The following is a 22,681-nucleotide window of genomic DNA, read 5'->3' on the forward strand; positions in this document are numbered from 1 at the left end:
TTACTATTATTATTTTTTTAATGAGTTATTAAAAATAAACCATATTGCTCATTATTTGTTTTTTATCATTGATTTACTTATATTTTATCCAGCTATCACTGACGCCATGCAAATCTCACTGAAAAAGATTATTCTGGCATTAAGGCCTTGTGGTTTTTTCCCGACGGCAAAAAGTCGGATGCTTAATTTATATTCATTGTTAAGGAAAGGTTATGAAGCAACACTGTGACGCATGTGATTTCCCGCTAACCCTGACCGATAGCGATTTCTGCTGTGAGCGGTGCGGTGCGCACTATGTTCGCCAGGCACACTGTCCTGAATGCCATCAGCCGCTTCAGGTGTTGAAAGCCTGCGGTGCGACCGATTATTTCTGCACGCATGGGCACGGGCTTATTTCAAAGAAACGGGTCGAATTTTCCCGCTGAGTCGGTAAAGCTTTCACCGCTTTTACTCTGGCTGGCGGCCAGATGCGCAACTCTTCTTTTCCCTCCCGCTTTTCTCTCCGTCTGTTTGCAGTAAAAGTGCGAATTTTCGCACTATTGTTAAATATTTGTTTAAATCATTATGAACCAATTGGTACAATCCGCGCCGTTGGTCTATTTTCTTTTGAGTCGCGCAGTAAGCGTTGATGGTTAAGGAAGAAGATCTACTGGCGGGCGGATCGCCCGTTTCGGATTAACTCATTGTTATGGCTGCATAATAAATCACCGCGCCGGTCCGCATGCCGGGCAGATGACTTAATCATTATTGCTAAGCCTTGGTTCCACCAGGAGAGTTCTACTATGGTTCAAACAACTGCCCGCTCATCGAAAGGGCTGGGTATATGGTGCATTTTGCTGGGGCTGGTACTGCTGGCTACCGGGGGATTCTTTGCTATCGGCGGCGGTAAACTCGCCGTACTTGGCGGTAGCAAGTACTTCCTTATTGCTGGCATTGTCACCATTCTCTCTGCAATTCAGTTTTTCCGTCGCAAAACGTCAGCGGTGCTGCTGTTCGCGCTGGTGTTTGTCGGATCCTTGATTTGGGCACCGATTGATGGTGGCTTTGATTTCTGGCCGCTGGTTTCGCGCCTGATGGTGCCGACCGGCTTTATGATCCTTGCGTTGCTGACGTTACCGGCACTGCGCAAACATGAGAATAAACCCTCAGCCGCGAAAGCCGCTTATGGTGCCAGTGCCGTGCTGGTCGTTGCTATGCTGGCAACGCTGGTGCAGATGTTTCAGCCTCACCCTACGGTAGCTTTTGAAGGTCAACAGCTGCCGCTGGTGCCAGTCGATCAAAGTAAAGCGCAGAAAAACTGGGAGAACTACGGCAACACAGCGGGCGGAAGCCGCTTTGTGGCGCTGGATCAGATTACGCGTGACAACGTGAAAGATTTAAAAGTTGCCTGGACCTTCCACACCGGTGATGTACCGGATAGTCCGACCGGCAACGGCGCGGAAGATCAGCAAACGCCGCTGCAGGTAGGCAACCGTCTTTACATGTGTACGCCGCACAACAATGTGATTGCGGTCGATGCCGACAGCGGCAAGCAAATCTGGAAACATGAGGTTAATGCACAGGCCGAGGTGTGGAACCGCTGCCGTGGCCTGGCCTATTTTGATATTAATAAGCCTTTGCCTCAGCCAACAATGCCTGGCTCAACGCCGGTTACGCCGGTCTCTTTGCCAGCGGGTGATAGCTGCCAGCGCCGTATTTTGATGAACACCATCGACGCGCGCCTGATCGCGATCAACGCTGATAATGGCGAGCTTTGCCAGCAGTTTGGTGACAACGGCAGCGTTAATCTTAAAGCAGGACTTGGCGATGCGCAGGATCCTAAATATCAGCTGACCTCTGCGCCTACTCTGGCAGGGACTACCGTGGTTGTGGGCGGCCGCGTAGCGGATAACGTGCAGACCGATATGCCGGGCGGCGTACTGCGCGGTTTCGATGTGGTTAGCGGTCAGATGCGTTGGGCATTCGATCCAGGCAATGAGCAGCCGAATGCGCCGCTGCAGCCGGGCCAGTCTTATGCCCGCAGCACGCCAAACTCCTGGGCGCCAATGTCATGGGATGCCGCGACCAATACCGTATTTATTCCAATGGGCAGCTCCTCCGTTGACCTGTGGGGTGCTAATCGTACGCCGCTGGATCATAAATATGGCGCGTCGATTCTGGCGCTTGATGCCACTACCGGCAAAGAGAAGTGGGTTTATCAAACGGTACATAACGACCTGTGGGATTTTGATATCCCCATGCAGCCGAGCCTGATTGATTTCCCGCAAAAAGATGGCAGCACCAAACCGGCGGTGGTTTTTGGCACCAAGGCCGGGCAGATTTTTGTGCTGGATCGCCTCACCGGTCAGCCGCTGACGAAAGTCGAAGAGCTGCCGATGAAGCAGGGCAATATCCCGAACGAGCAGTACACCAAAACGCAGCCGCACTCTACAGGCATGCCGCAAATCGGTGCGCAAACGCTGAAAGAGTCTGATATGTGGGGCGCAACGCCGTTCGATCAGCTGGTATGTCGTATCGCCTTTAAATCGATGCGTTATGACGGATTGTTCACCGTACCGGGTACCGATAAGTCACTCAGTTTCCCTGGCTCGCTGGGCGGCATGAACTGGGGCAGCCTCTCTACCGATCCCAACAATCACTATATCTTTGTTAATGATATGCGTTTGGGTCTGTGGGTACAGATGATCCCGGCCAACACCGATAAAATTGCACGCGGCAGCAACGGCGGCGAAGCAATCAATACCGGCATGGGTGCAGTACCGCTGAAAGGCACGCCGTATGCGGTTAATAAAAACCGCTTTATGTCGCCGCTGGGCATTCCCTGCCAGGCACCGCCGTTCGGTACGCTCTCTGCAATTGACCTGAAAACGCAGAAAATCGTTTGGCAGGTTCCGGTAGGCACCGTGCAGGATACCGGTCCGTTTGGCGTGAAAATGCGTATGCAGATGCCGATTGGTATGCCGACGCTGGGCGGTACGCTGGCCACGCAGGGCGGGTTAGTGTTTATCGCCGGTACGCAGGATTATTATCTGCGCGCCTTCGACAGCTCCACCGGTAAAGAGGTATGGAAAGCACGTCTGCCGGTCGGCAGTCAGGGCGGCCCCATGAGCTATGTCTCGCCGACTACCGGTAAGCAGTACATCCTGATTTCTGCGGGCGGCGCACGTCAGTCGCCGGATCGCGGCGATTATGTGATTGCTTACGCGCTGGATGACCAGATCGAGAAGAAATAATAAAAAGGCCCCGTAAGGGGCCTTTTTTATGGTCTTACTCGCCTTCTTTCCACAGCGCCTTGAGTTCCGGCGGCGCGAGGCTGTCAGGAATCACAATCACAATATCAGCAGAGTGATGCTGCGTATCGTAGCTGATTTGAATACGGTAATAATATTGATCGCCACGCCCGGCCTGTTGCTGCTTATCGGCCGGTTCCCCTAATGGTAAAGAGTGCCGCAAAATTTCGCAGACGCGCTCTTTTTGCGGATTGGCCAATTGCCCCAGCGCAATGCGCCGCTGACCGGCCAGTTTCGGTATATAAGCAAAACCGCCTTCGCGCGCCAGATCGATCACGGCGTCGTCGGTCAGTTCCGGTAACTCTTTCATGATAAAACGCCCGTTTCTTTCCACGCGTTCTCAATTGCCTGCGCCGTTGCCTTGTTAAAACGGTTTTGCGCATGGCGAATCGTGAACTGCGCAAAGGTGTTAAAATCAGCATCCTGCGGCAACTCTTTGTCGCAAACCGTATCGTACCAGGCGTGTCCCGCCAGCTCCCAGGCGTAGCCGCCCAGCGCTTTGGCTGCCAGATAAAATGCACGGTTTGGGATGCCAGAGTTAAGATGAACCCCGCCATTGTCTTCACGGGTTTTAATATAGTCGCGCATATGGCCCGGCTGCGGATCTTTGCCTAGCATGGGATCATCATAGGCGGTGCCCGGCTCGGCCATTGAGCGCAGCCCGCGTCCATTAATGCCCTCCGCCAGTAAACCTTCGCCAATAATCCAGTCGGCCTGATCCGCAGTTTGCTTGCGATGGAACTGTTTAACCAGCGATCCAAATACATCGGAGAGCGATTCATTCAGCGCGCCTGCCTGTTCGAAATAAATCAGACCCGCTTCGGTTTCTGTCACGCCATGCGCTAACTCATGCGCCACCACATCAATAGCAATGGTGAAGCGGTTAAAAATCTCGCCGTCGCCGTCGCCAAACACCATCTGCTGTCCGTTCCAGAAGGCGTTTTGATACTCTTTACCATAGTGCACCGTGCCCATCAGCGTTAGCCCCTGGTTATCCAGCGAGTTACGCTGATATGCCTGCCAGAAGAAATCATAGGTTACGCCCAAATAGTCCCAGGCTTCGGTAACAGCAATATCGTTATTGTCAGGCTGGCCTTCCTTACGCACCAGCGTACCGGGCAAGCTTTCTGTATTTTGCGCATCATAAATTTCACGATCCACATGACCGCCGACGGCGTTTTGCGGCGCTGTTGGCTTATGCCAGTTATGCGCCATCAGATGCTGAACATGCGTTAAGGTACGGCGGGCATAATCCTGCTGATGCCCCGATCCGTTATCAATAATTTTACGCAGAATATAGGGAGGAATAACTGAGCAAGCTGACGTACGAGGCATAATGGCTCTCCTTAGGCTGAAATAACCCTTATTGATTAAAGCGGTCCAGCTAAGTGTAGCTCAGATATGAAACGGATCTGCTTCTCGCTCCGACTGTTTATTTATTAAAAAATTTAATGTTATAAGCGATCGTCATAGAGCTGCGGATGATGGGTACTCAGCGCCGGTTCTATTTTATGTGCACTGAAACGCCGCACCGATTCTCGTACCGCCAGTTTTCCCTGTAATAACAGGTTGCAGGATGGAGCAGCGGGCCGCAGCAGTCGGCGCTGCAATAGCTGGATCGCCTCAAATCCCAGTTCATCGCGCGGTACCTGTACTGAGGTTAAAGGAACGTCATGGATCTCTGCCAGATTCGAACTGTCGGTGCTCATTACGGAGATATCGCCAGGCACTGACAGACCCAGTTTTTTTATCGCCGCCACTGCGCCCATCGCCATAAAATCGCCGCCGGCAAGGATTGCGCTGGGCCGATGGGTGCGATTGGGCAGGGTGCTGAGCCAGCTGGTGACCGCCAGCTCCGCTTCCTCTGCGCCGAAACCGGCGGTAGTAACCAGATGCTGACCTGCGTCAAAAGTGAGATTTTGCCGCATCCATGCCTGACGAATCCCTGCCAGACGCAGCTCCATGGTAGCGCGCCGCAAACACTGCAAATTAAGGATATTGCGGTGCCCCTGTCGGAACAGATAACTGGCGGAAAATTCCCCGATGAGATGATGATCGGGGGAAACGCTGTCGAGGCGCATTTCACGATCGCTGCAGTTAATTAATACGCAGGGTTTATTCAGATCCGCCGCCAGCGAATGAATATGGGGATCGTCAATGCCAATAATCAGCGCCGCCTGCGTTTGCGCATGATTCATCCTTGCAACAAACAGCGCACTATCGCTCTGTTCTTCAGCCAGGCCGCAGGAGCTGATGCGCACCTCATACGGCCTCAGCGCTTCAATCACGCTCTGGATCACCTTGTAGTAAAAAATGTCCGTACGCACGGAAAACGCGCGCGGCGGCGCGAAGATGATCAGGTTGTTCAGCATCAGTCTTCCCTGCGACAAATCCTGCAAAATGCCGTACTGGCGGGCACAGGTCATGACCTTCTGGCGAGCACTATCGCTGGTATTGGCTTTTCCCGCCAGCACGCGTGAAACCGTGCTGATCGACAGTCCGGTTTGTCGGGCGATCAGGCTGATTTTTAACTTTCCATTCATTTTGTGATCCCCTTCAAATCAAGTGATGAAAATTTTTTCATGACGGGCAAATGGCGGATAGCTGCGGGCACAGGGGCGATCTCCATCAACAGACTGCTATCAATGAAAATCCTTGCAAAAAACATAGTTTCGCCCGGTAAACCTGCTGGTTAGTCTGCAACGGTATCCCTGTTGGTCAGGCGCGGAGCTTTACTATGCTGACGGTGCGCCAGGGAAATCAACTAATAATCATAGGGTTATGCGTTCTATGCGGCCATTTTGTGAAAGCCGTCGCATTGCACCGCTGTTGTAGCCTTCGATACCACAACTGAAGCGCCTGCGGGCGAGCCGCATAACAGGCGGCGAGGGAGAAACAGATGAGTATTGAAACAGAACAGGCAACCGCAACCCGTTCCGCCCCTAAATTCAAATCGCTGCGCTGGTGGATGCTGGCGCTATTTCTGCTGGGCATCACCATTAACTACATCACCCGTAATTCGCTGGGCATTCTGGCGCCGGAGCTGAAAGCCAGCCTGAATATGTCCACCGAACAGTACTCGTGGGTGGTGGCGGCATTCCAGCTCGCTTATACCCTGTTCCAGCCATTTTGCGGCTGGCTGATCGATGTGATTGGCCTGAAAACCGGCTTTATGATCTGCGCCATTATCTGGGCGCTGGTCTGTATGCTGCACGCCGGTGCGGGAAGCTGGGTACAGCTGGCGCTGCTGCGCTTTTTTATGGGCGGCGCTGAGGCGGCCGCTACGCCCGCTAACGCCCGTGCCATCGCCGACTGGTTTCCAAAAAAAGAGCGTCCCGTTGCAGCCGGTTGGGCTGGCGTCGGCTTTTCGATCGGCGCGATGCTGGCCCCGCCGATTATTGTTGTGACCCATCTGACGCTGGGCTGGCAGGGGGCTTTTCTGTTTTCCGGTGCGCTGGGCCTGGTATGGGTCGTGCTGTGGTGGCGCTTTTATCATGCGCCGCAGCAGCACCCGAATTTGAGCCAGCAGGAGCGGGATCTGATTCGCGAGGATAATGAGCCGGATCTGCCGAAGCTGCCATTTTTCACCTCGTTGGGCCGGCTCTGTCGCGATAAGAAATTTTATGGCATCGCGATCCCGGCCTTTCTTGCCGAGCCAGCCTGGGCGGTCTTTAGTTTTTGGGTGCCGCTCTATCTCGCCACCGAGCGCGGCATGGATCTCAAACAGATTGCATTGTTCGCCTGGCTGCCTTTTCTGGCGGCCGATATCGGCAGCGTCGCCAGCGGCTATCTCACCAGCCTGTATCGCAAATGGTTCGGTTTCCGGCGCATTAACTCAGTGATCGCCAGCTCCGTAACCGGCGCTTTTCTGATGCTCTCGCTGACGCTGGTTGCGGTAACCAAAGATCCGTTTCTGGCCATCGCGCTGATCTCGGTGGGCGGCTTCGGCCACCAGGTGATCTCCTGCATGCTGAGCGCCTTGGTGGTGGAATCCTTCGATAAAAATCAGATGGCCACGGTTAACGGCATGCGTGGTTCCTGTGCCTGGATCGCCAGCTTCCTCTTTTCTCTGCTCATTGGTGCCGTTTCCGATACCGTCGGCTTCGGCCCGCTGTTTGTGGCGATGGGCTTTTTCGACCTGATTGGCGCGCTGTTCCTGATCGCTCTGCTGGCGGAGCGCAGCGCTAAAAAACGTTAAATGCTGGGGTGGATATGAAAACGTTAAAAAACTGGACGCTGGTGGGGGAGTATGCCGACAGGATCGAACTGCGGGTAGATGAACAGCATCTGTTCTGCCTCTACGTGCTGGAAGAGTCGCTGTTTCGCATCCTGATCAAACGCCGTGGCGAGCTGGCGCTGGATCGTACCTGGAGTATCGCGCCGGAAGAGGATGTGCCCTGGGAGGGACGCGATCGCCTGAGCGTGGAAGGTTTTAGCCTGCCGGGCTATCATCTGCAAATTCAGGATGAGCAGCTGCTTATCAGCAGCCAGAACCTGCGCGTGACGATCCATCAGCCGCTCTGGCTGCAGTGGGAATATCTTGATGCGGATAATCAGTGGCAATTACTCACCGAAGATCGCCGCACCAGTGCCTACTTATTAAACATGCATGGCGATGGCATTGCGCACTATCAACGCCGTTTCGCCGACGATCGTTACTATGGGCTGGGTGAGAAGTCAGGCGATCTTGAGCGTAGCGGACGCCGCTTTGAGATGCGCAACCTTGATGCCATGGGCTATAACGCCGCCAGCACCGATCCGCTCTATAAACATATTCCCTTTACCATTACCCGTCATGGCGAGGTCAGCTTCGGGCTGTTTTACGATAATCTGAGTAGCTGCTGGATCGATCTTGGTAATGAGCTGGACAACTACCATCAGCCGTATCGACGTTATCAGGCAGAGGCGGGCGATCTCGATTATTACCTGTTTTTTGGCCCGCGGGTGCTGGATGTCACGAAAGCTTTTGTGCGGCTCACCGGGAAAACCTGTTTTGGCCCCAGGTGGAGCCTGGGTTACAGTGGCTCAACCATGCACTACACCGATGCGCCTGATGCGCAGCAGCAGCTACAGCAGTTTATCCAGCTCTGCCGTCAGCATGCGATTCCCTGCGACGCCTTTCAGCTCTCTTCCGGCTACACATCCATTGGCAACAAGCGTTACGTGTTTAACTGGAATCATGAAAAAGTGCCGCAGCCGCGTGCGCTGAGCCAGGCGTTTCATGATGCCGGGCTGCGTCTGGCAGCCAATATCAAGCCCTGCCTGCTGCAGGATCATCCGCTCTACGAAGACGTGGCGCAGCAGGGGCTGTTTATACACGATTCAGAAAGCGCTGCGCCAGAGCGATCCTGCTTCTGGGATGATGAAGGTTCCCATCTTGATTTCACCAATCCGGCAACGATTCGCTGGTGGCAACAGGGTGTCACCAGCCAGCTGCTGGAGATGGGCATCGATGCTACCTGGAACGATAACAATGAATATGAGATTTGGGACGGCGAGGCGCGTTGTCACGGCTTTGGTCGTGCCGTGGCGATTAAACATATTCGCCCGGTGATGCCATTGCTGATGATGCGCGCCTCGCTGGAAGCGCAGCAGCGTTTTGCCCCGCAGCGACGGCCTTATCTGATTTCGCGCTCCGGCTGCGCCGGAATGCAGCGTTACGTGCAAACCTGGAGCGGCGACAACTGCACCAGCTGGCAGACGCTGCGTTACAACATCCGCATGGGATTAGGGATGAGCCTTTCCGGATTATATAACGTAGGGCACGATGTCGGCGGCTTTGCCGGCGACAGACCGGATGCGGAACTGTTTGTTCGCTGGGTACAAAACGGCGTGATGCATCCGCGCTTTACCATTCACTCCTGGAACGATGACGGCACGGTTAATGAGCCGTGGATGTATCCCGGCGTGACGGCGATAGTGCGTGAAGCGATCCGCCTGCGCTATCGCCTGTTACCTTACTTTTACACGCTGTTGTGGCAGGCCTGCGACTGCGACGAGCCGATGCTGCGGCCTGCCTTTCTCGATCATGAGCATGACGCACAAACCTGGCAGGAAAGTGATGATTTTCTTATCGGACGCGACCTGCTGGTGGCCAGCGTAGTAGAGCCTGGCCAGCGTCAGCGCGCAGTCTGGCTACCGGATAACCATGCGGGCTGGTACTGCTTCTGGAGTGGACAACGGTATGGCGGCGGGCAGTGGATCACGCTGGATGCGCCGCTGGAACGGCTGCCGCTGTTGGTGCGCGCCGGAGCAGGGTTGCCGTTGTCGCAGCGGATGGCGCACGTGGACGCGGCGGCGGATGACTGGCGCGAGCTGCGGCTGTTCCCGTTACTGGAAGGGCAGAGCGAAGGAATGATTTTCGAGGATGACGGCGAAAGCCATGGCTGGCGTCAGGGCAATGCGCTTTGGCTGCGCTGGCGCATCAGTTGTAGCACAACGCGCATTGAGCTGAATGTGGAGCGGGAGGGACACTATCAGCCCGCCTGGCGACGTTTAACTATTACGCTGCCGCCCGGTGAGCAGCGCCAGCTTTGGATTAACGGCGAGCTCACTTCAGCCTATCGTCTGTAGCAGACGGGTAATAGGGCATTCAGGCGCGTAATGGAGCGTTAGGCTTGCTTCTTACGCGCTTTTTTCAACGGCCTAATCGCTTTCACTTCGCTCTCTACCCATCCATCCTGCAGTCGGGTTTGCAACGTTTCGCCAGGCTGTATCTGTCGGGTCTTTTTAAGCACTTCGCCTTGTGGCGTTTGCGTCACGCTAAAGCCGCGCGCCAGCGTCGCCAGCGGGCTAGCGCCTTCCAGATGCGCCACCAGCACACCAAAATGTTGTTTCTCTGCACTCAGCCGCTGCTGCATCGCCTGCGTCAGGCGATAATGCCATTGCTGAAGCTGCTGCTGCGCCCGGTTGATATTGCGCTGTGGCTGCTGGGCCGTCAGGCGCTGCGTCAGACGATCCTGCTGACGCGAGGCGTTACGCAACTGTAGCTGCATCGCTTCGTCCAGCCGACGCTGCAGGCGGAACAGCGTGGTTTGCTGGCGCGCCAGCCGCAGCTGCGGATGCTGTTGCTGCAGACGATGCTGCAAGCGGGTAAAGGTGCGTTGCTGCTGGGCAAGATAGTAATCCATCGCCATCTCCAGCCGCGTCTGCTGCGACTGAAGCTGACGCAGCAACTCCACCTGATTGCGGCTAACGATTTCCGCCGCAGCAGAAGGAGTGGGCGCGCGCAGGTCGGCGACAAAATCGGCAATGGTCACGTCTGTTTCATGGCCTACGGCGCTGACAACTGGAATACCACTGGCAAAGATAGCGCGCGCCACACGCTCATCATTAAAGCACCATAAATCTTCCAGCGAGCCGCCGCCACGTCCCACAATCAGCACGTCACACTCATTACGCAGGTTTGCCAGCTCAATGGCACGCACAATGGCGGCAGGCGCCTCGTTACCCTGTACCACCGTTGGATAGATGATTACCGGTAGCGAAGGATCGCGACGATGCAGCACACGCAGCACATCGTGCAGCGCCGCGCCGGTGGCAGAGGTTATCACTCCAACCTGTCGCGCCGGATCGGGCAGCGGTTGTTTATGCTGCTGCTCAAACAGGCCTTCTGCCGCCAGCCGCTGCTTTAACTGCTCAAATTGCTGTTGCAGCACTCCTTCACCAGCCGGATGCATGCTCTCCACAATCAGCTGATAATCTCCGCGTGGCTCATAGAGCGTGACCGTCGCGCGCACTAACACCTGTTGACCATGCTGCGGACGAAAGGTCACGCGCCGGTTGCTGTTGCGGAACATCGCGCTGCGCACCTGAGCGGTATCGTCTTTGAGCGTAAAGTACCAGTGACCGGAAGCGGGCTGGGTAAAGTTGGAGATTTCTGCGCTGAGCCAGATATGCCCCATCTCGCCTTCCAGCAGCTGACGCACCGTGGTGTTAAGGCGGCTAACGGTAAAAATATTGGCGGAAGGAGGTAGCGACATGTGATAGGGATCAAATAATAAATCAGCGAGTTAATTAGCCGATACTACATGGCTGATACAGAGGATCAAGACATTTTCTGAAAAAAAGCTGGAGGCAACCGATTACGCCCTGTATAATGCCGCGGCAATATTTTATCTGTTCTCATTCACCCCAGGTTGAGATATTGCCATGCTACGAATCGCTAAAGAAGCACTCACTTTTGACGACGTTTTGCTCGTTCCTGCTCACTCTACTGTCCTGCCTAACACGGCCGATCTCAGTACCCAACTGACCAAAAAAATTCGTCTGAACATTCCAATGCTCTCTGCCGCTATGGATACCGTGACCGAAGCCGGTCTGGCTATCGCACTGGCGCAAGAAGGCGGGCTGGGCTTTATCCACAAAAATATGTCCATCGAGCGCCAGGCGGAAGAAGTGCGCAAGGTGAAGAAACATGAAAGCGGCGTGGTGACCGATCCACAAACCGTGCTGCCGACCACCACGCTGCGCGAAGTAAAAGAGCTGACCGAGCGTAATGGCTTTGCAGGTTATCCGGTGGTGAGTGATGATAACCGACTGGTTGGCATTATTACCGGTCGTGATGTGCGCTTCGTGACCGATCTGAACCTGCCGGTAACGGCGGTGATGACGCCGAAAGAGCGCCTGGTTACGGTGAAAGAGGGCGAGGCGCGTGAAGTCGTGCTGCAGAAAATGCACGAGAAGCGTGTCGAAAAAGCGCTGGTGGTGGATGAGAGTTTCCGTCTGCTGGGCATGATTACCGTAAAAGATTTTCAGAAGGCCGAGCGTAAGCCACTGGCCTGTAAAGATGAGCATGGTCGCCTGCGCGTTGGCGCGGCGGTAGGTGCCGGTGCCGGTAACGAAGAGCGCGTGGATGCGCTGGTTGCCGCAGGCGTTGACGTGCTGCTGATTGACTCTTCTCATGGTCATTCCGAAGGCGTGCTGCAGCGCATTCGCGAAACCCGCGCTAAATATCCCGATCTGCAAATCATCGGCGGCAACGTAGCCACCGGCGCGGGCGCCCGTGCGCTGGCTGAGGCGGGCGTAAGCGCGGTGAAAGTTGGTATCGGTCCGGGCTCTATCTGCACCACCCGTATCGTGACCGGCGTCGGCGTACCGCAGATCACCGCGGTTTCTGACGCGGTCGAAGCGCTGGAAGGCACCGGCGTGCCGGTTATTGCCGATGGCGGCATCCGTTTCTCCGGCGATATCGCCAAGGCGATCGCGGCTGGCGCCGCCTGCGTAATGGTGGGTTCTATGCTGGCCGGTACGGAAGAATCACCGGGCGAAATCGAACTTTATCAGGGCCGCGCGTTTAAATCCTATCGCGGCATGGGCTCGCTGGGCGCGATGTCCAAAGGCTCCTCTGACCGTTACTTCCAGAGCGACAACGCGGCGGATAAACTGGTGCCGGAAGGGATCGAAGGCCGCGTGGCTTATAAAGGTCGCCTGAAAGAGATCGTTCATCAGCAGATGGGTGGCCTGCGCTCCTGCATGGGGCTGACCGGCTGCGCCACCATTGAAGAGCTGCGTACCAAAGCTGAATTTGTTCGTATCAGCGGCGCGGGCATTTCGGAAAGTCACGTGCATGACGTGACCATTACGAAAGAGTCCCCGAACTACCGCATGGGATCGTAATCCCGAACTTTTCTCGCCCGGCCTCAGCCGGGCGCTTTTATTAAGTCTATCGCCCTGGAATTGCCTTAATGACGACGGAAAATATTCATAAGCACCGTATTCTCATCCTCGATTTTGGTTCACAGTACACCCAGTTGGTTGCACGCCGTGTGCGTGAGCTGGGCGTTTACTGTGAGCTTTGGGCGTGGGATGTTACTGAAGAGCAGATCCGTGGATTTAAGCCGAGCGGTATCATCCTCTCCGGCGGCCCGGAAAGCACTACCGAACTTAACAGCCCGCGCGCGCCGGAATATGTCTTCAACGCGGGCGTGCCAGTGTTGGGCGTTTGCTATGGCATGCAGACCATGGCAATGCAGCTGGGCGGTAAAGTAGAAGGCTCCAGCGAGCGTGAGTTCGGCTATGCGCAGGTGGAAGTCAGAACCGACAGTGCGCTGGTACGCGGCATTGAAGATTCCGTCAGCGCTGCTGGCCTGCCGCTGCTGGATGTCTGGATGAGCCACGGTGATAAGGTTACCGCGATCCCTTCTGACTTCGTGACCGTTGCCAGCACTGAGACCTGCCCGTTTGCCATTATGGCGAACGAAGAGAAGCGCTTTTATGGCGTGCAGTTCCATCCGGAAGTGACGCATACCCGCCAGGGCCTGCGCATGCTGGAACGCTTTGTGCGTGACATTTGCGAATGTGAAGCGCTGTGGACGCCGGCAAAAATCATTGAAGATATCGTTGAGCGTCTGCGCGAGCAGGTAGGCAACGATAAAGTTATCCTTGGCCTTTCCGGCGGTGTTGATTCTTCCGTGACGGCGATGCTGTTGCACCGCGCCATTGGCGATCGTCTGACCTGCGTATTTGTCGATAACGGTTTGCTGCGTCTGAACGAGGCGGAGCAGGTAATGGACATGTTCGGCGATCATTTCGGCCTGAACATCATCCACGTACCGGCAGAAGCGCGCTTCCTGGATGCGCTGGCAGGCATTGATGAGCCGGAAGCCAAACGTAAAACCATCGGGCGCGTGTTTGTTGAAGTGTTTGATGAGCAGGCTACCCATCTTACCGACGTGAAATGGCTGGCGCAGGGCACCATCTACCCGGACGTAATCGAATCTGCCGCCTCTGCTACCGGCAAAGCGCATGTGATTAAATCGCACCACAACGTGGGTGGCCTGCCGAAAGAGATGAAGCTGGGGCTGGTTGAGCCGCTGAAAGAGCTGTTCAAAGATGAGGTGCGTAAGATTGGTCTGGAGCTGGGCCTGCCTTACGATATGCTTTATCGCCATCCGTTCCCGGGCCCGGGTCTGGGCGTGCGCGTGCTGGGCGAAGTGAAAAAAGAGTATTGCGATCTGCTGCGCCGCGCTGACGCCATCTTTATTGACGAGCTGCGTAAAGCCGACCTCTACAACAAGGTGAGCCAGGCCTTTACCGTGTTCCTGCCGGTACGCTCGGTAGGCGTGATGGGCGACGGTCGTAAATATGACTGGGTGGTATCACTGCGCGCAGTAGAAACCATCGATTTCATGACGGCCCACTGGGCGCATCTGCCGTATGAATTCCTTGGCCGCGTCTCTAACCGCATCATCAATGAAGTGAACGGTATTTCCCGTGTGGTTTACGATATTTCGGGTAAACCACCGGCTACGATCGAGTGGGAATGATTTAGTAGTGAGCAACCGGCACGACTAACCATTCAATATTATTTAAGCCCGCTTACTTGCGGGCTTTTTTATTGCCAATATTAAACCTGATGTTATGCAAGCAGATGCTCAGCTTGCTGAAGAGTTGAGTAAATTTTACCGTAAAACTTTGACGTCATAGAAGCTGAAGTTCAGAGCCGCTCCAGTAATGAGAGGTAAAAATGAAGGAAGATTGAAAACGGCGAAGTTTGTTTGCTCTTTTGGCAAGTTAGTTAGCCGCATACACTACAGGCCCAGGAATTTATAAATCATGCAAATGGCATTAGCCGAAAAAAGTGACCCAACTGAATTTTGCTAACACATTGAAGAGATTATTAAACCAGCAAAGGATCACCGTCACACTAAAAACAGTGACCCTTGTCAGGATAATATTACCGCCCTATATGCGTAAGGCCACGCTGACGACAATTAAACCTCTTTCAATTTTGCCGTGAAGTGACGCAACACTTTAGGCTCGTAGGTAAAGGTTAAACCTTTGATATTTTCTGCGTTTGCCTTTACCTGCTGAAAGGCTTCAATAATGAAATCCATGTGAGTTTGCGTGTAGGTAGCGCGCGGGATCGTTAAACGCAGCAATTCGGCCGGGCAAGGGAGTTGTTTGCCGGTTTTCGGATCGCGGCCTAACAGGAAAGAACCAATCTCAACCGCCCTGATGCCCGCAACCTTATAAAGCTCACACGCCAGGGCCTGCGCCGGGAATTGCTCAGCCGGAATATGCGGTAATAATTTTCCTGCATCTACAAAGGCTGCGTGGCCGCCCGCCTGCTGGCAAACAACCCCAATCTCTTCCAGGCCATCGACTAAATACTGAACTTGCGCAATGCGGTAAGCCAGCCAGTCCTGGTTCATGCCATCATACAAACCCACCGCCAAACGCTCCATGGCGCCGCCTTCTAAGCCGCCGTAGGTCGGGAAGCCTTCCTGTACCACGCAAAGCGTTCTGCACTCGGTATAAACATCGAAATAGCTGTCATCTTTGACGCACAGCAAGCCGCCCATAGGCACCATCGCATCTTTTTTGGCCGACATGGCCAACATATCCGCATATTGATAAGTTTCACGGGTGATCTGTTCGATGCTCCAGTCTTTATATTGCGCTTCGCGCTGTTTGATAAAATAAGCATTCTCAGCAAAGCGTGCAGAGTCCATGACCACCGGAATATCATATTTCTTTGCAATGCTGTACATCGCTTTTAAATTTGCAAGGGAGACCGGTTGACCACCAGCGGAATTGCTGGTGATGGTCGCAACAATATAAGGCACGTTATTGGCACCGACTTCTTCAATGCCTGTTTCCAGCCCTTCAAGATCAAAGTTGCCTTTAAAATCGTAACGTATCGCGGTATCGAAAGCTTCTTTGATATATACGTTGCGAACGGTACAGCCATTAATTTGGCTATGGCCTTGTGTGGTATCAAAAAAATAGTTTGAGAACGCCACCATTTTGCTACGGTCCAGACCTTTTTCCTGCTCGCGTTTTTTAATCAGTACCGGAATATAGATCTGTTCAGCGCCACGCCCCTGATGGGTCGGAATAGTATGTTGATAACCAAAAATAGTTTTCACCGCCTCAGCTAATGCATAATAACTGCGGCTGCCGCTGTAGGCCTCATCACCGCGCAACATCGCCGCTTGCATATTTTGGGTAACCGCACCGGTACCGCTGTCAGTCAGTAAGTCGATAAAGACATCTTCGCTATCAAGCAGAAAAGGGTTCATGCCCGATTTAATAATGGCTTCTTCACGGTATGCTTTTGTTGTACGTTTTACCGGTTCGATAACTCTGATGCGAAACGGTTCAGGCAGGTGTTTGAAATTTTCCATGACATCGTCCTCTAATATATTTAATTACAACGATCCCTGTGAAACGTCAGTTTGCTCTAGCCGTTGATTTGCCATATTTATACAGGCAGGCGCAACCATTAACTCAAATGAGAAAATAGTGATAATGGCCGGGCCGCTATAAACGACAAAATTCAGGCGGATCAAACAAAAAGATCACATGGAATCTGATTGATTTGTCTTTGCTGGAGATAAATGCAGAGGGAACTAAGGACGATGCTCGACAATTTTGTTGTCGATGTTAAACCACTTTGAGGTTACACATATATGTAAGATATTCATAATGTACTTATCCTCGGAAGACACAATGCTACAATATGGCACCAAAAAATTTTGTCTATTCGTCAATCAACTTAATGTGAATCGAATCACAACTAATTATTTCGAATCGTCACGTTTACAGCTAATCCCCAGAGTCATCCGGCAGAACATCGATCGCTCTGGAAAGTGCTCCTGACGACGCGTGTGTCAGCCAGGAGACTTGCCGTATATTAGGCGTTTTTCTGCAAAAGCTCTGTGACCATAAAGTCGATGAAAACGCGTAGCTTCGGTGCCAGGTGCTTGCTTGATGGCCAAAGCAGCCGAAAGGTGCCTTGATGCTCGATATGCTTGTCCAGTACCGAAACCAGCAGGCCTTGTTCGATAGCCTGCTGCACCATAAAGTCCGGCAGGCACGCGATTCCCAGACCTGCCACCGCCACGTCAATTAAGGCGGAGCAGGTGTTGCATACCATGGTTGTCGGTAGCATGAGTTCCGGTGCGTTTTCAGCGCGCTTCAGTGGCCAGGGTTCTCGTTTTCCACTGCTGGGAAACTTGTGATGCAAACAGGCGTGGCGTGTCAAATCGCAGGGAACTTGGGGTATGCCATGCTTTGCCAGATAGTCGGGCGAGGCGACCAGCATCAACCGGTAGCTGCCTACCGGGCGAGACATAAGGCGTGAATCGGCCGGGTCGCCGGTACGCATTACCACATCGAAGCCTTCTTCAATTACATCCACCAAACGATCGGAAAAATCCACGTCCAGCTCAATAGCCGGATAGCGATGCATGAAAGCAGTAAGCGCGGGCATAACCAGCATTCCAACCAGCGGCAGACTAATGCGTAACCGACCCCGAGGCGCTTGCTGTGTCTCAGAGAGTTCCAGCTCGGCCGCTTCAACCTCGCACAGGATGCGTCGGCAGCGTTCAAGGAACAGCGTACCCTCGGCGGTCAGCGTAATACTACGGGTGTTACGGTGAAACAGGCGCACGCCCAGGCGCTCTTCCAGCCGGGATACGCTTTTGCCTACAGCTGATGACGATACGCCGAGGAGGCGCCCGGCTTCAGAAAAACTACGCGTTTCTGCCGCCTGTACAAAGAATGAAATGCCACTTAGAGGTTCCATTGTTGCGTCTGCCCAGGAATATTTGTCCGATATGTTTGGAACATTAGCATTATTGTCGTTAATCGGGAACGCCTGCACTATGCGGCTTACGTTCAACCGGTGTCGGTTCCGTGCTATTTGCGCCTGGCCGGTACCCTTTACAGGCAGATTTATGACAACTTCAACTGCAACCATCAACGTGCCCGCCGCACGGCTTCCCATCGCATCGCTACTGGCGCTGGCGCTGGCGGGCTTTATCACCATCCTGACCGAAGCTTTGCCTGCGGGGCTGCTGCCGCAGATCGGCGCTGGACTGAAAATCTCCCAGGCGCTGGCCGGGCAACTTGTCACCGTTTACGCCATTGGTTCGCTGATGGCGGCCATTCCACTGATCGCGGTTACTCAGGGCGTACGCCGCCGCCCGCTGCTGCTGTCGGCGATAGCGGGGTTTGTTGTTGCCAATACCGTGACGATGGTTTCCGACAGCTATTTCCTGACGATGGTGGCCCGTTTTCTGGCTGGCGTATCGGCCGGACTGTTATGGGCGCTACTGGCGGGTTATGCCGCGCGCATGGTGCCAGAGCACCAGAAGGGCCGAGCTATCGCCATTGCGATGGTGGGCGCGCCATTGGCGCTGTCGCTTGGCGTACCTGTGGGCACTTTCATCGGTAGCCTGGTTGACTGGCGCATGTGCTTCGGCATGATGAGCGGGCTGGCGCTGGCGTTGATGGTATGGGTACGCCTCAAGGTGCCGGATTTCGCCGGGCAGGCCGTGGGTAAGCGGCTCTCGCTAAGGCTTGTGTTTACCGTAGCCGGCGTGCGTCCGGTGCTTTTGGCGGTGCTGGCCTTCGTGCTGGCTCACAATATTCTCTATACCTACATCGCGCCGTTTTTAACGTCGGCAGGCATGGCAGAGCGGACGGATATGGTGCTGCTGGTGTTCGGCATTACCGCTTTGCTGGGCATCTGGATGATCGGCGTGCTGATTGATCGCTATCTGCGCGCGTTAACGCTGTGCAGTACCATTCTGTTCGGGCTATCCGCACTGGCTCTGGGTATAGCAAGCAATATCCCCGGCGTTGTGTATGCCGCTACGGCCGCCTGGGGCCTGGCTTTCGGCGGGGCAGGGGCTCTGTTCCAGACTGCGCTCGCAAAGACCGCTGGGGAAGCAGCCGATGTGGCGCAATCGATGCTGGTTACGGCGTGGAACATAGCGATTGCGGGCGGCGGCATTATCGGGGGAGTTTTACTGGATCGCATCGGCGTCCCGGCATTCCCGCCTGCGCTGCTGGTGTTGCTGATCTTAACGCTGGCCGTCGTCTGGGCGAGTAAGCGCCACGGCTTCACGCCTGCACAAAGATAAAATGCGCCAGAATTTTAACGCTGCGCCGCCAGTGCCGCCAGGCTCCCAAATATTCTCTGAGCCCGCATGAAGTGGGCTTTTTCGTCTGCTGTCAGCACGCTGCGTCAGCTTGAAAACGCCCGTGATCGTCCTAATATAGTTTCTGGTTTTTACGCCAATCCTTTATCCCTGATTTTTTCGCTTTGTTTGCATTTTCTGGAACCTTGTGGAGATTTCTACGATGAAGATTGCTCAGGTTGCTCCTTTGTATGAAGCTGTTCCGCCCAGACTGTACGGCGGCACCGAGCGGGTGGTGGCTCATCTGGCCAATGCGCTGGTGGCAGAGGGCCATGAAGTGACCTTATTCGCCTCCGCCGATACGCAAACCAGCGCCAGGCTGGTGCCCTGTCGGGATCAGGCGCTGCGTCTGGATCCGGCACCGCTAAAGTCCGATCTCGCCTGTCATCTGAGTATGTTGCATGACGTGTCCCGCCGCCGGGACGAATTCGATGTCATCCACTTCCATACCGACCTGCTTCACTTTCCTCTGTTTGAAGAGATGGCCGGACGCACTTTAACGACGCTGCACGGGCGGCTCGATCTGAAAGATCTTCCGGAAGCCTATCGACGCTGGCATCGTTATCCGCTGGTTTCTATTTCCCAGCATCAGCGTACACCGCTGCCTTTCGCCAACTGGTTCGCTACCGTACATCATGGCATGGATATCCCGTCGGTTACGCCAGGCGATGGCGGCTATCTGGCATTCCTTGGCCGTATCTCTCCTGAAAAAGGACCAGAGCGGGCTATCGCCATCGCAAGGCGCGCCGGGCTGCCGCTCAGGATCGCTGCCAAAGTTGATAACGCCGATCGGGAATATTTCGAGGGGTGCGTGAAGCCGATGCTGAACGATCCGCTGATCGAGTTTATTGGCGAAATCAACGATGCAGAGAAGGGCCGCTTCCTCGCTGACGCGAAGGCGTTGTTGTTCCCGGTGGACTGGCCGGAGCCGTTCGGTCTGGTAATGATCGAAGCGATGGCCAGCGGCACGCCGGTTATTGCCTGGCGTTGCGGTTCGGTGCCGGAGGTAATTGAGCATGGCGTTACCGGACTGATTGTTGATAACGAAGATGATGCTGTGGCGGCAATACGGGTGGCGGAGACACTCGATCGTGCGCGTATCCGCACGGTATATGAACAGCGTTTTTCAGCACGGGTGATGGCGCGTCGCTACCTGACACTGTATGAACAGCTGCTGGCTGCCACCGTGCCGGCTGCTGCTACTGCACAGAGGGCGGCGAATCATGGATGAGAGGGAGACAACCAGTATGCAGCATCATACCTCGGCCAGTTTGTTTGTACTTAAAGAGGGCGACCTTTTCCTGGTGGCGGACGCCCGGGGCGATATACTCGGCCAGCAGGACGGGTTATTTCACCATGACACGCGCATGTTGTCTGAGCTGCGGCTGACGCTGGGGGGAGTGCAGCCATCGCTGTTGTCCAGCGCCGTCAGTCAGGACAACGTATTCTTTACCGCCCATTTAACCAATCACCCGTTGCCGCAGGGCGTGGTGCATATTGAGCGCAAGCGTTTTCTGTGGCATGACAGGGTGTACGAGCGCATCCTGCTGAACAATCACAGCGATACGCCGGTGCAGGTGCCGCTAATGCTGACCTTCGCCGCTGATTTTCGCGATATGTTCGAGGTGCGCGGCCAGCAGCGCGAACAGCGAGGTCAACTGCGGCCGCTGCGGGTAGAGCAGCAGCGTGTGGAGATGGCCTATGAGGGACTGGACCATCAGTTGCGTACTACCTCGCTGAATTTCTCCCTGCCGCCGCGCCGTCTGGATGCGCACCGTGCCGAGTTTTTAATTGATATTGCCGGACATGGTTATCAGGAAGTCTATCTTGAAATCGGACCTGAACGCAGCACGCCCAGTCGGGAGCGTTACCGTCGCGCAGCCGCAGCCGCGCGACGCATGATGCGCCGCCGAAGCCGACGCGGCGCCCGTCTGCAGGCGTCGGGCCGGTTGTTCCAGGCCTGGCTGGACAAATCACGTATGGACCTGGCGCTGCTGACCACGGAACTGGAGGAGGGGCCTTATCCCTATGCCGGTATCCCGTGGTTTTCTACGCCGTTCGGGCGAGACGCTATCATCACGGCATTGCAGACGCTGTGGCTCGATCCGGAGCTGGCGCGTGGTGTGCTGGCCTTTCTTGCCAAAAATCAGGCCGAGGAGGATTCCACCTTCCGCGATGCGCAGCCGGGTAAAATCATGCATGAAACCCGTAAAGGCGAAATGTCCGCCATTAACGAGCTGCCGTTTGGTCGCTATTACGGCGGGGTGGATACCACACCACTGTTTCTCATGCTGGCCGGGGCTTATGTCCAACGTACCGGTAATGATGCTTTTATCACCACCATCTGGCCTGCACTGATGCGCGCTGCCAGCTGGCTGGAGCGGATGGTGGAAACCAGCCCGCGTGAGCTGGTGGAATATGCGCGCGGCGAAGTCAGCGGATTGCTTAATCAGGGCTGGAAGGACAGCCATGACTCGGTGTTTGATGAACAGGGCAATATGGTGCAGGGGCCGATAGCTCTGATTGAAGTACAGGGATACGCTTACCGCGCCTGGCTTGAAATGGCCGGGCTGGCGCGGCGGCGCGGGCTGGCTGAGCAGGCCGAGAAATGGGAACAGCGTGCTGATAAGCTGCGTCAGGCTGTGGAAACACGTTTCTGGCTTGAGGAGCGTCAGTTCTATGCGCTGGCGCTGGATGGCCAGGGCAATCCCTGTGGGGTTCGTGCTTCCAATGCCGGGCATTTGCTCTACTGCGGATTGCCAGCACCAGAGCGGGCGCAGGCCACAGGCAAACAACTGCTGTCGCGTGCCTTTAACAGCGGCTGGGGGATCCGCACGCTGGCAGTAGAGGCAGCGCGTTATAACCCGATGTCGTATCACAATGGTTCGGTGTGGCCGCACGACGTGGCGCTATGCGCTGCGGGGCTGGCACGTTATGGCGAGCGGGACGGCGTGATGCACTTGCTTTCCAGCCTGTTTGAAGCCGCCGTTTACTTTGATATGCGCTTGCCTGAGCTGTTTTGCGGTTTTGAACGCGATCCCGGCGAAGCGCCGATCGCCTATCCGGTCGCCTGCCTGCCGCAGGCGTGGGCGTCAGGTTCCGTGTTTATGCTGATGCAGGCCTGTCTGGGCATAACGATTGATGGCCGCCGTGAAACGGTAACCGTTGAGCAGCCGAGGCTGCCGGTAGGCATTGATTGTTTGCAAATCAGGCGGCTGGCTGTCGGCGATTCGCTGTTGGATCTGACATTTCAGCGTCTTGGCGCGCAGGTGGTGGTTTCCGTGGAACAGCGACAGGGCAAGGCGGTGGTTAACGTCTCCCTGGGAGGTGAGGGCCAGCGATTAACCTGACAAATTGAAAACCTTACGGACCAGCCATTATTTCTGATATAACCTGGCGGAACGCTGGCTCAGCCACAGCCCGCGTTCCGCAAGGAGAAGCATTATATAGTGCTGGCCT

16 protein-coding genes are annotated in these 22,681 nt (G+C 55.0%); 9 read left to right on the plus strand and 7 right to left on the minus strand.

What is annotated here, in order from left to right; genetic code table 11:
- Positions 1–212 precede the first annotated feature (212 nt).
- Complete coding sequence (locus ACQE3Y_RS00680) at positions 213–425, plus strand: zinc ribbon domain-containing protein (RefSeq protein WP_426971663.1); 213 nt, start codon at positions 213–215, stop codon at positions 423–425.
- A gap of 357 nt (positions 426–782) precedes the next feature.
- Positions 783–3,233: a glucose/quinate/shikimate family membrane-bound PQQ-dependent dehydrogenase gene (locus ACQE3Y_RS00685; RefSeq protein WP_426980663.1), complete on the plus strand. Its 2,451-nt coding sequence runs from the start codon at positions 783–785 to the stop codon at positions 3,231–3,233.
- A gap of 34 nt (positions 3,234–3,267) precedes the next feature.
- Here the strand turns inward: ACQE3Y_RS00685 and ACQE3Y_RS00690 are convergent, their stop codons facing one another.
- The 3 genes from ACQE3Y_RS00690 to ACQE3Y_RS00700 all read right to left on the minus strand — a co-directional run bounded on the left by ACQE3Y_RS00690 (position 3,268) and on the right by ACQE3Y_RS00700 (position 5,833).
- Positions 3,268–3,600, minus strand: coding sequence for a protealysin inhibitor emfourin (locus tag ACQE3Y_RS00690; RefSeq protein WP_085070736.1), 333 nt, complete (start codon positions 3,598–3,600; stop codon positions 3,268–3,270).
- Positions 3,597–4,625 (minus strand): M4 family metallopeptidase, encoded by a 1,029-nt coding sequence (locus ACQE3Y_RS00695; RefSeq protein ID WP_426971666.1) that lies wholly within the window; start codon positions 4,623–4,625, stop codon positions 3,597–3,599. The genes ACQE3Y_RS00690 and ACQE3Y_RS00695 overlap by 4 nt, the downstream gene beginning before the upstream one ends.
- 119 nt (positions 4,626–4,744) lie before the next feature.
- Complete coding sequence (locus tag ACQE3Y_RS00700) at positions 4,745–5,833, minus strand: LacI family DNA-binding transcriptional regulator (RefSeq protein WP_426980664.1); 1,089 nt, start codon at positions 5,831–5,833, stop codon at positions 4,745–4,747.
- A gap of 356 nt (positions 5,834–6,189) precedes the next feature.
- Between ACQE3Y_RS00700 and ACQE3Y_RS00705 the strand changes: the two genes are divergently transcribed.
- Both ACQE3Y_RS00705 and ACQE3Y_RS00710 read left to right on the plus strand, forming a co-directional pair.
- Positions 6,190–7,488, plus strand: coding sequence for an MFS transporter (locus tag ACQE3Y_RS00705; protein WP_426980665.1), 1,299 nt, complete (start codon positions 6,190–6,192; stop codon positions 7,486–7,488).
- A 14-nt stretch (positions 7,489–7,502) separates the two neighbouring features.
- Entirely contained in the window at positions 7,503–9,863 is a 2,361-nt protein-coding gene (locus ACQE3Y_RS00710; protein ID WP_426980667.1) for a TIM-barrel domain-containing protein, read from the plus strand.
- 38 nt (positions 9,864–9,901) lie between these two features.
- Here the strand turns inward: ACQE3Y_RS00710 and xseA are convergent, their stop codons facing one another.
- Positions 9,902–11,272, minus strand: a complete 1,371-nt coding sequence (gene xseA, locus ACQE3Y_RS00715) for an exodeoxyribonuclease VII large subunit (protein WP_426980669.1) — start codon at positions 11,270–11,272, stop codon at positions 9,902–9,904.
- 169 nt (positions 11,273–11,441) lie between these two features.
- Between xseA and guaB the strand changes: the two genes are divergently transcribed.
- The gene (gene guaB / locus ACQE3Y_RS00720) at positions 11,442–12,908 is read left to right on the plus strand and encodes an IMP dehydrogenase (RefSeq protein ID WP_426980671.1); all 1,467 of its coding nucleotides are present in this window, start codon (positions 11,442–11,444) and stop codon (positions 12,906–12,908) included.
- 68 nt (positions 12,909–12,976) lie between these two features.
- Complete coding sequence (gene guaA / locus ACQE3Y_RS00725; RefSeq protein ID WP_085070750.1) at positions 12,977–14,557, plus strand: glutamine-hydrolyzing GMP synthase; 1,581 nt, start codon at positions 12,977–12,979, stop codon at positions 14,555–14,557.
- 447 nt (positions 14,558–15,004) lie between these two features.
- Here the strand turns inward: guaA and tnaA are convergent, their stop codons facing one another.
- The 3 genes from tnaA to ACQE3Y_RS00740 all read right to left on the minus strand — a co-directional run bounded on the left by tnaA (position 15,005) and on the right by ACQE3Y_RS00740 (position 17,823).
- Positions 15,005–16,420 carry a tryptophanase gene (gene tnaA, locus ACQE3Y_RS00730; RefSeq protein WP_426971676.1) on the minus strand — a complete coding sequence of 472 codons (1,416 nt, stop codon included), beginning with the start codon at positions 16,418–16,420 and terminating at the stop codon, positions 15,005–15,007.
- A 225-nt stretch (positions 16,421–16,645) separates the two neighbouring features.
- Positions 16,646–16,720, minus strand: coding sequence for a tryptophanase leader peptide (gene tnaC / locus ACQE3Y_RS00735; protein ID WP_032257250.1), 75 nt, complete (start codon positions 16,718–16,720; stop codon positions 16,646–16,648).
- A gap of 209 nt (positions 16,721–16,929) precedes the next feature.
- A complete protein-coding gene (locus tag ACQE3Y_RS00740; protein ID WP_426980672.1) occupies positions 16,930–17,823 on the minus strand; it encodes a LysR substrate-binding domain-containing protein in 894 nt (297 codons plus the stop codon).
- A gap of 151 nt (positions 17,824–17,974) precedes the next feature.
- Between ACQE3Y_RS00740 and ACQE3Y_RS00745 the strand changes: the two genes are divergently transcribed.
- From ACQE3Y_RS00745 to ACQE3Y_RS00755, 3 genes are all read left to right on the plus strand, one after another.
- Complete coding sequence (locus ACQE3Y_RS00745; protein WP_426980673.1) at positions 17,975–19,165, plus strand: MFS transporter; 1,191 nt, start codon at positions 17,975–17,977, stop codon at positions 19,163–19,165.
- A gap of 220 nt (positions 19,166–19,385) precedes the next feature.
- On the plus strand, positions 19,386–20,453 hold the full coding sequence (locus ACQE3Y_RS00750) for a glycosyltransferase family 4 protein (RefSeq protein ID WP_426980674.1): 1,068 nt from the start codon (positions 19,386–19,388) through the stop codon (positions 20,451–20,453).
- Positions 20,454–20,469: 16 nt separating this feature from the next.
- The gene (locus tag ACQE3Y_RS00755; protein ID WP_426980676.1) at positions 20,470–22,572 is read left to right on the plus strand and encodes a glycogen debranching N-terminal domain-containing protein; all 2,103 of its coding nucleotides are present in this window, start codon (positions 20,470–20,472) and stop codon (positions 22,570–22,572) included.
- The last annotated feature ends 109 nt before the right edge of the window (positions 22,573–22,681 follow it).

This window comes from Pantoea sp. FN0305 (genome assembly GCF_050113845.1).
In the GTDB taxonomy this organism is placed as follows: domain Bacteria; phylum Pseudomonadota; class Gammaproteobacteria; order Enterobacterales; family Enterobacteriaceae; genus Mixta; species Mixta alhagi.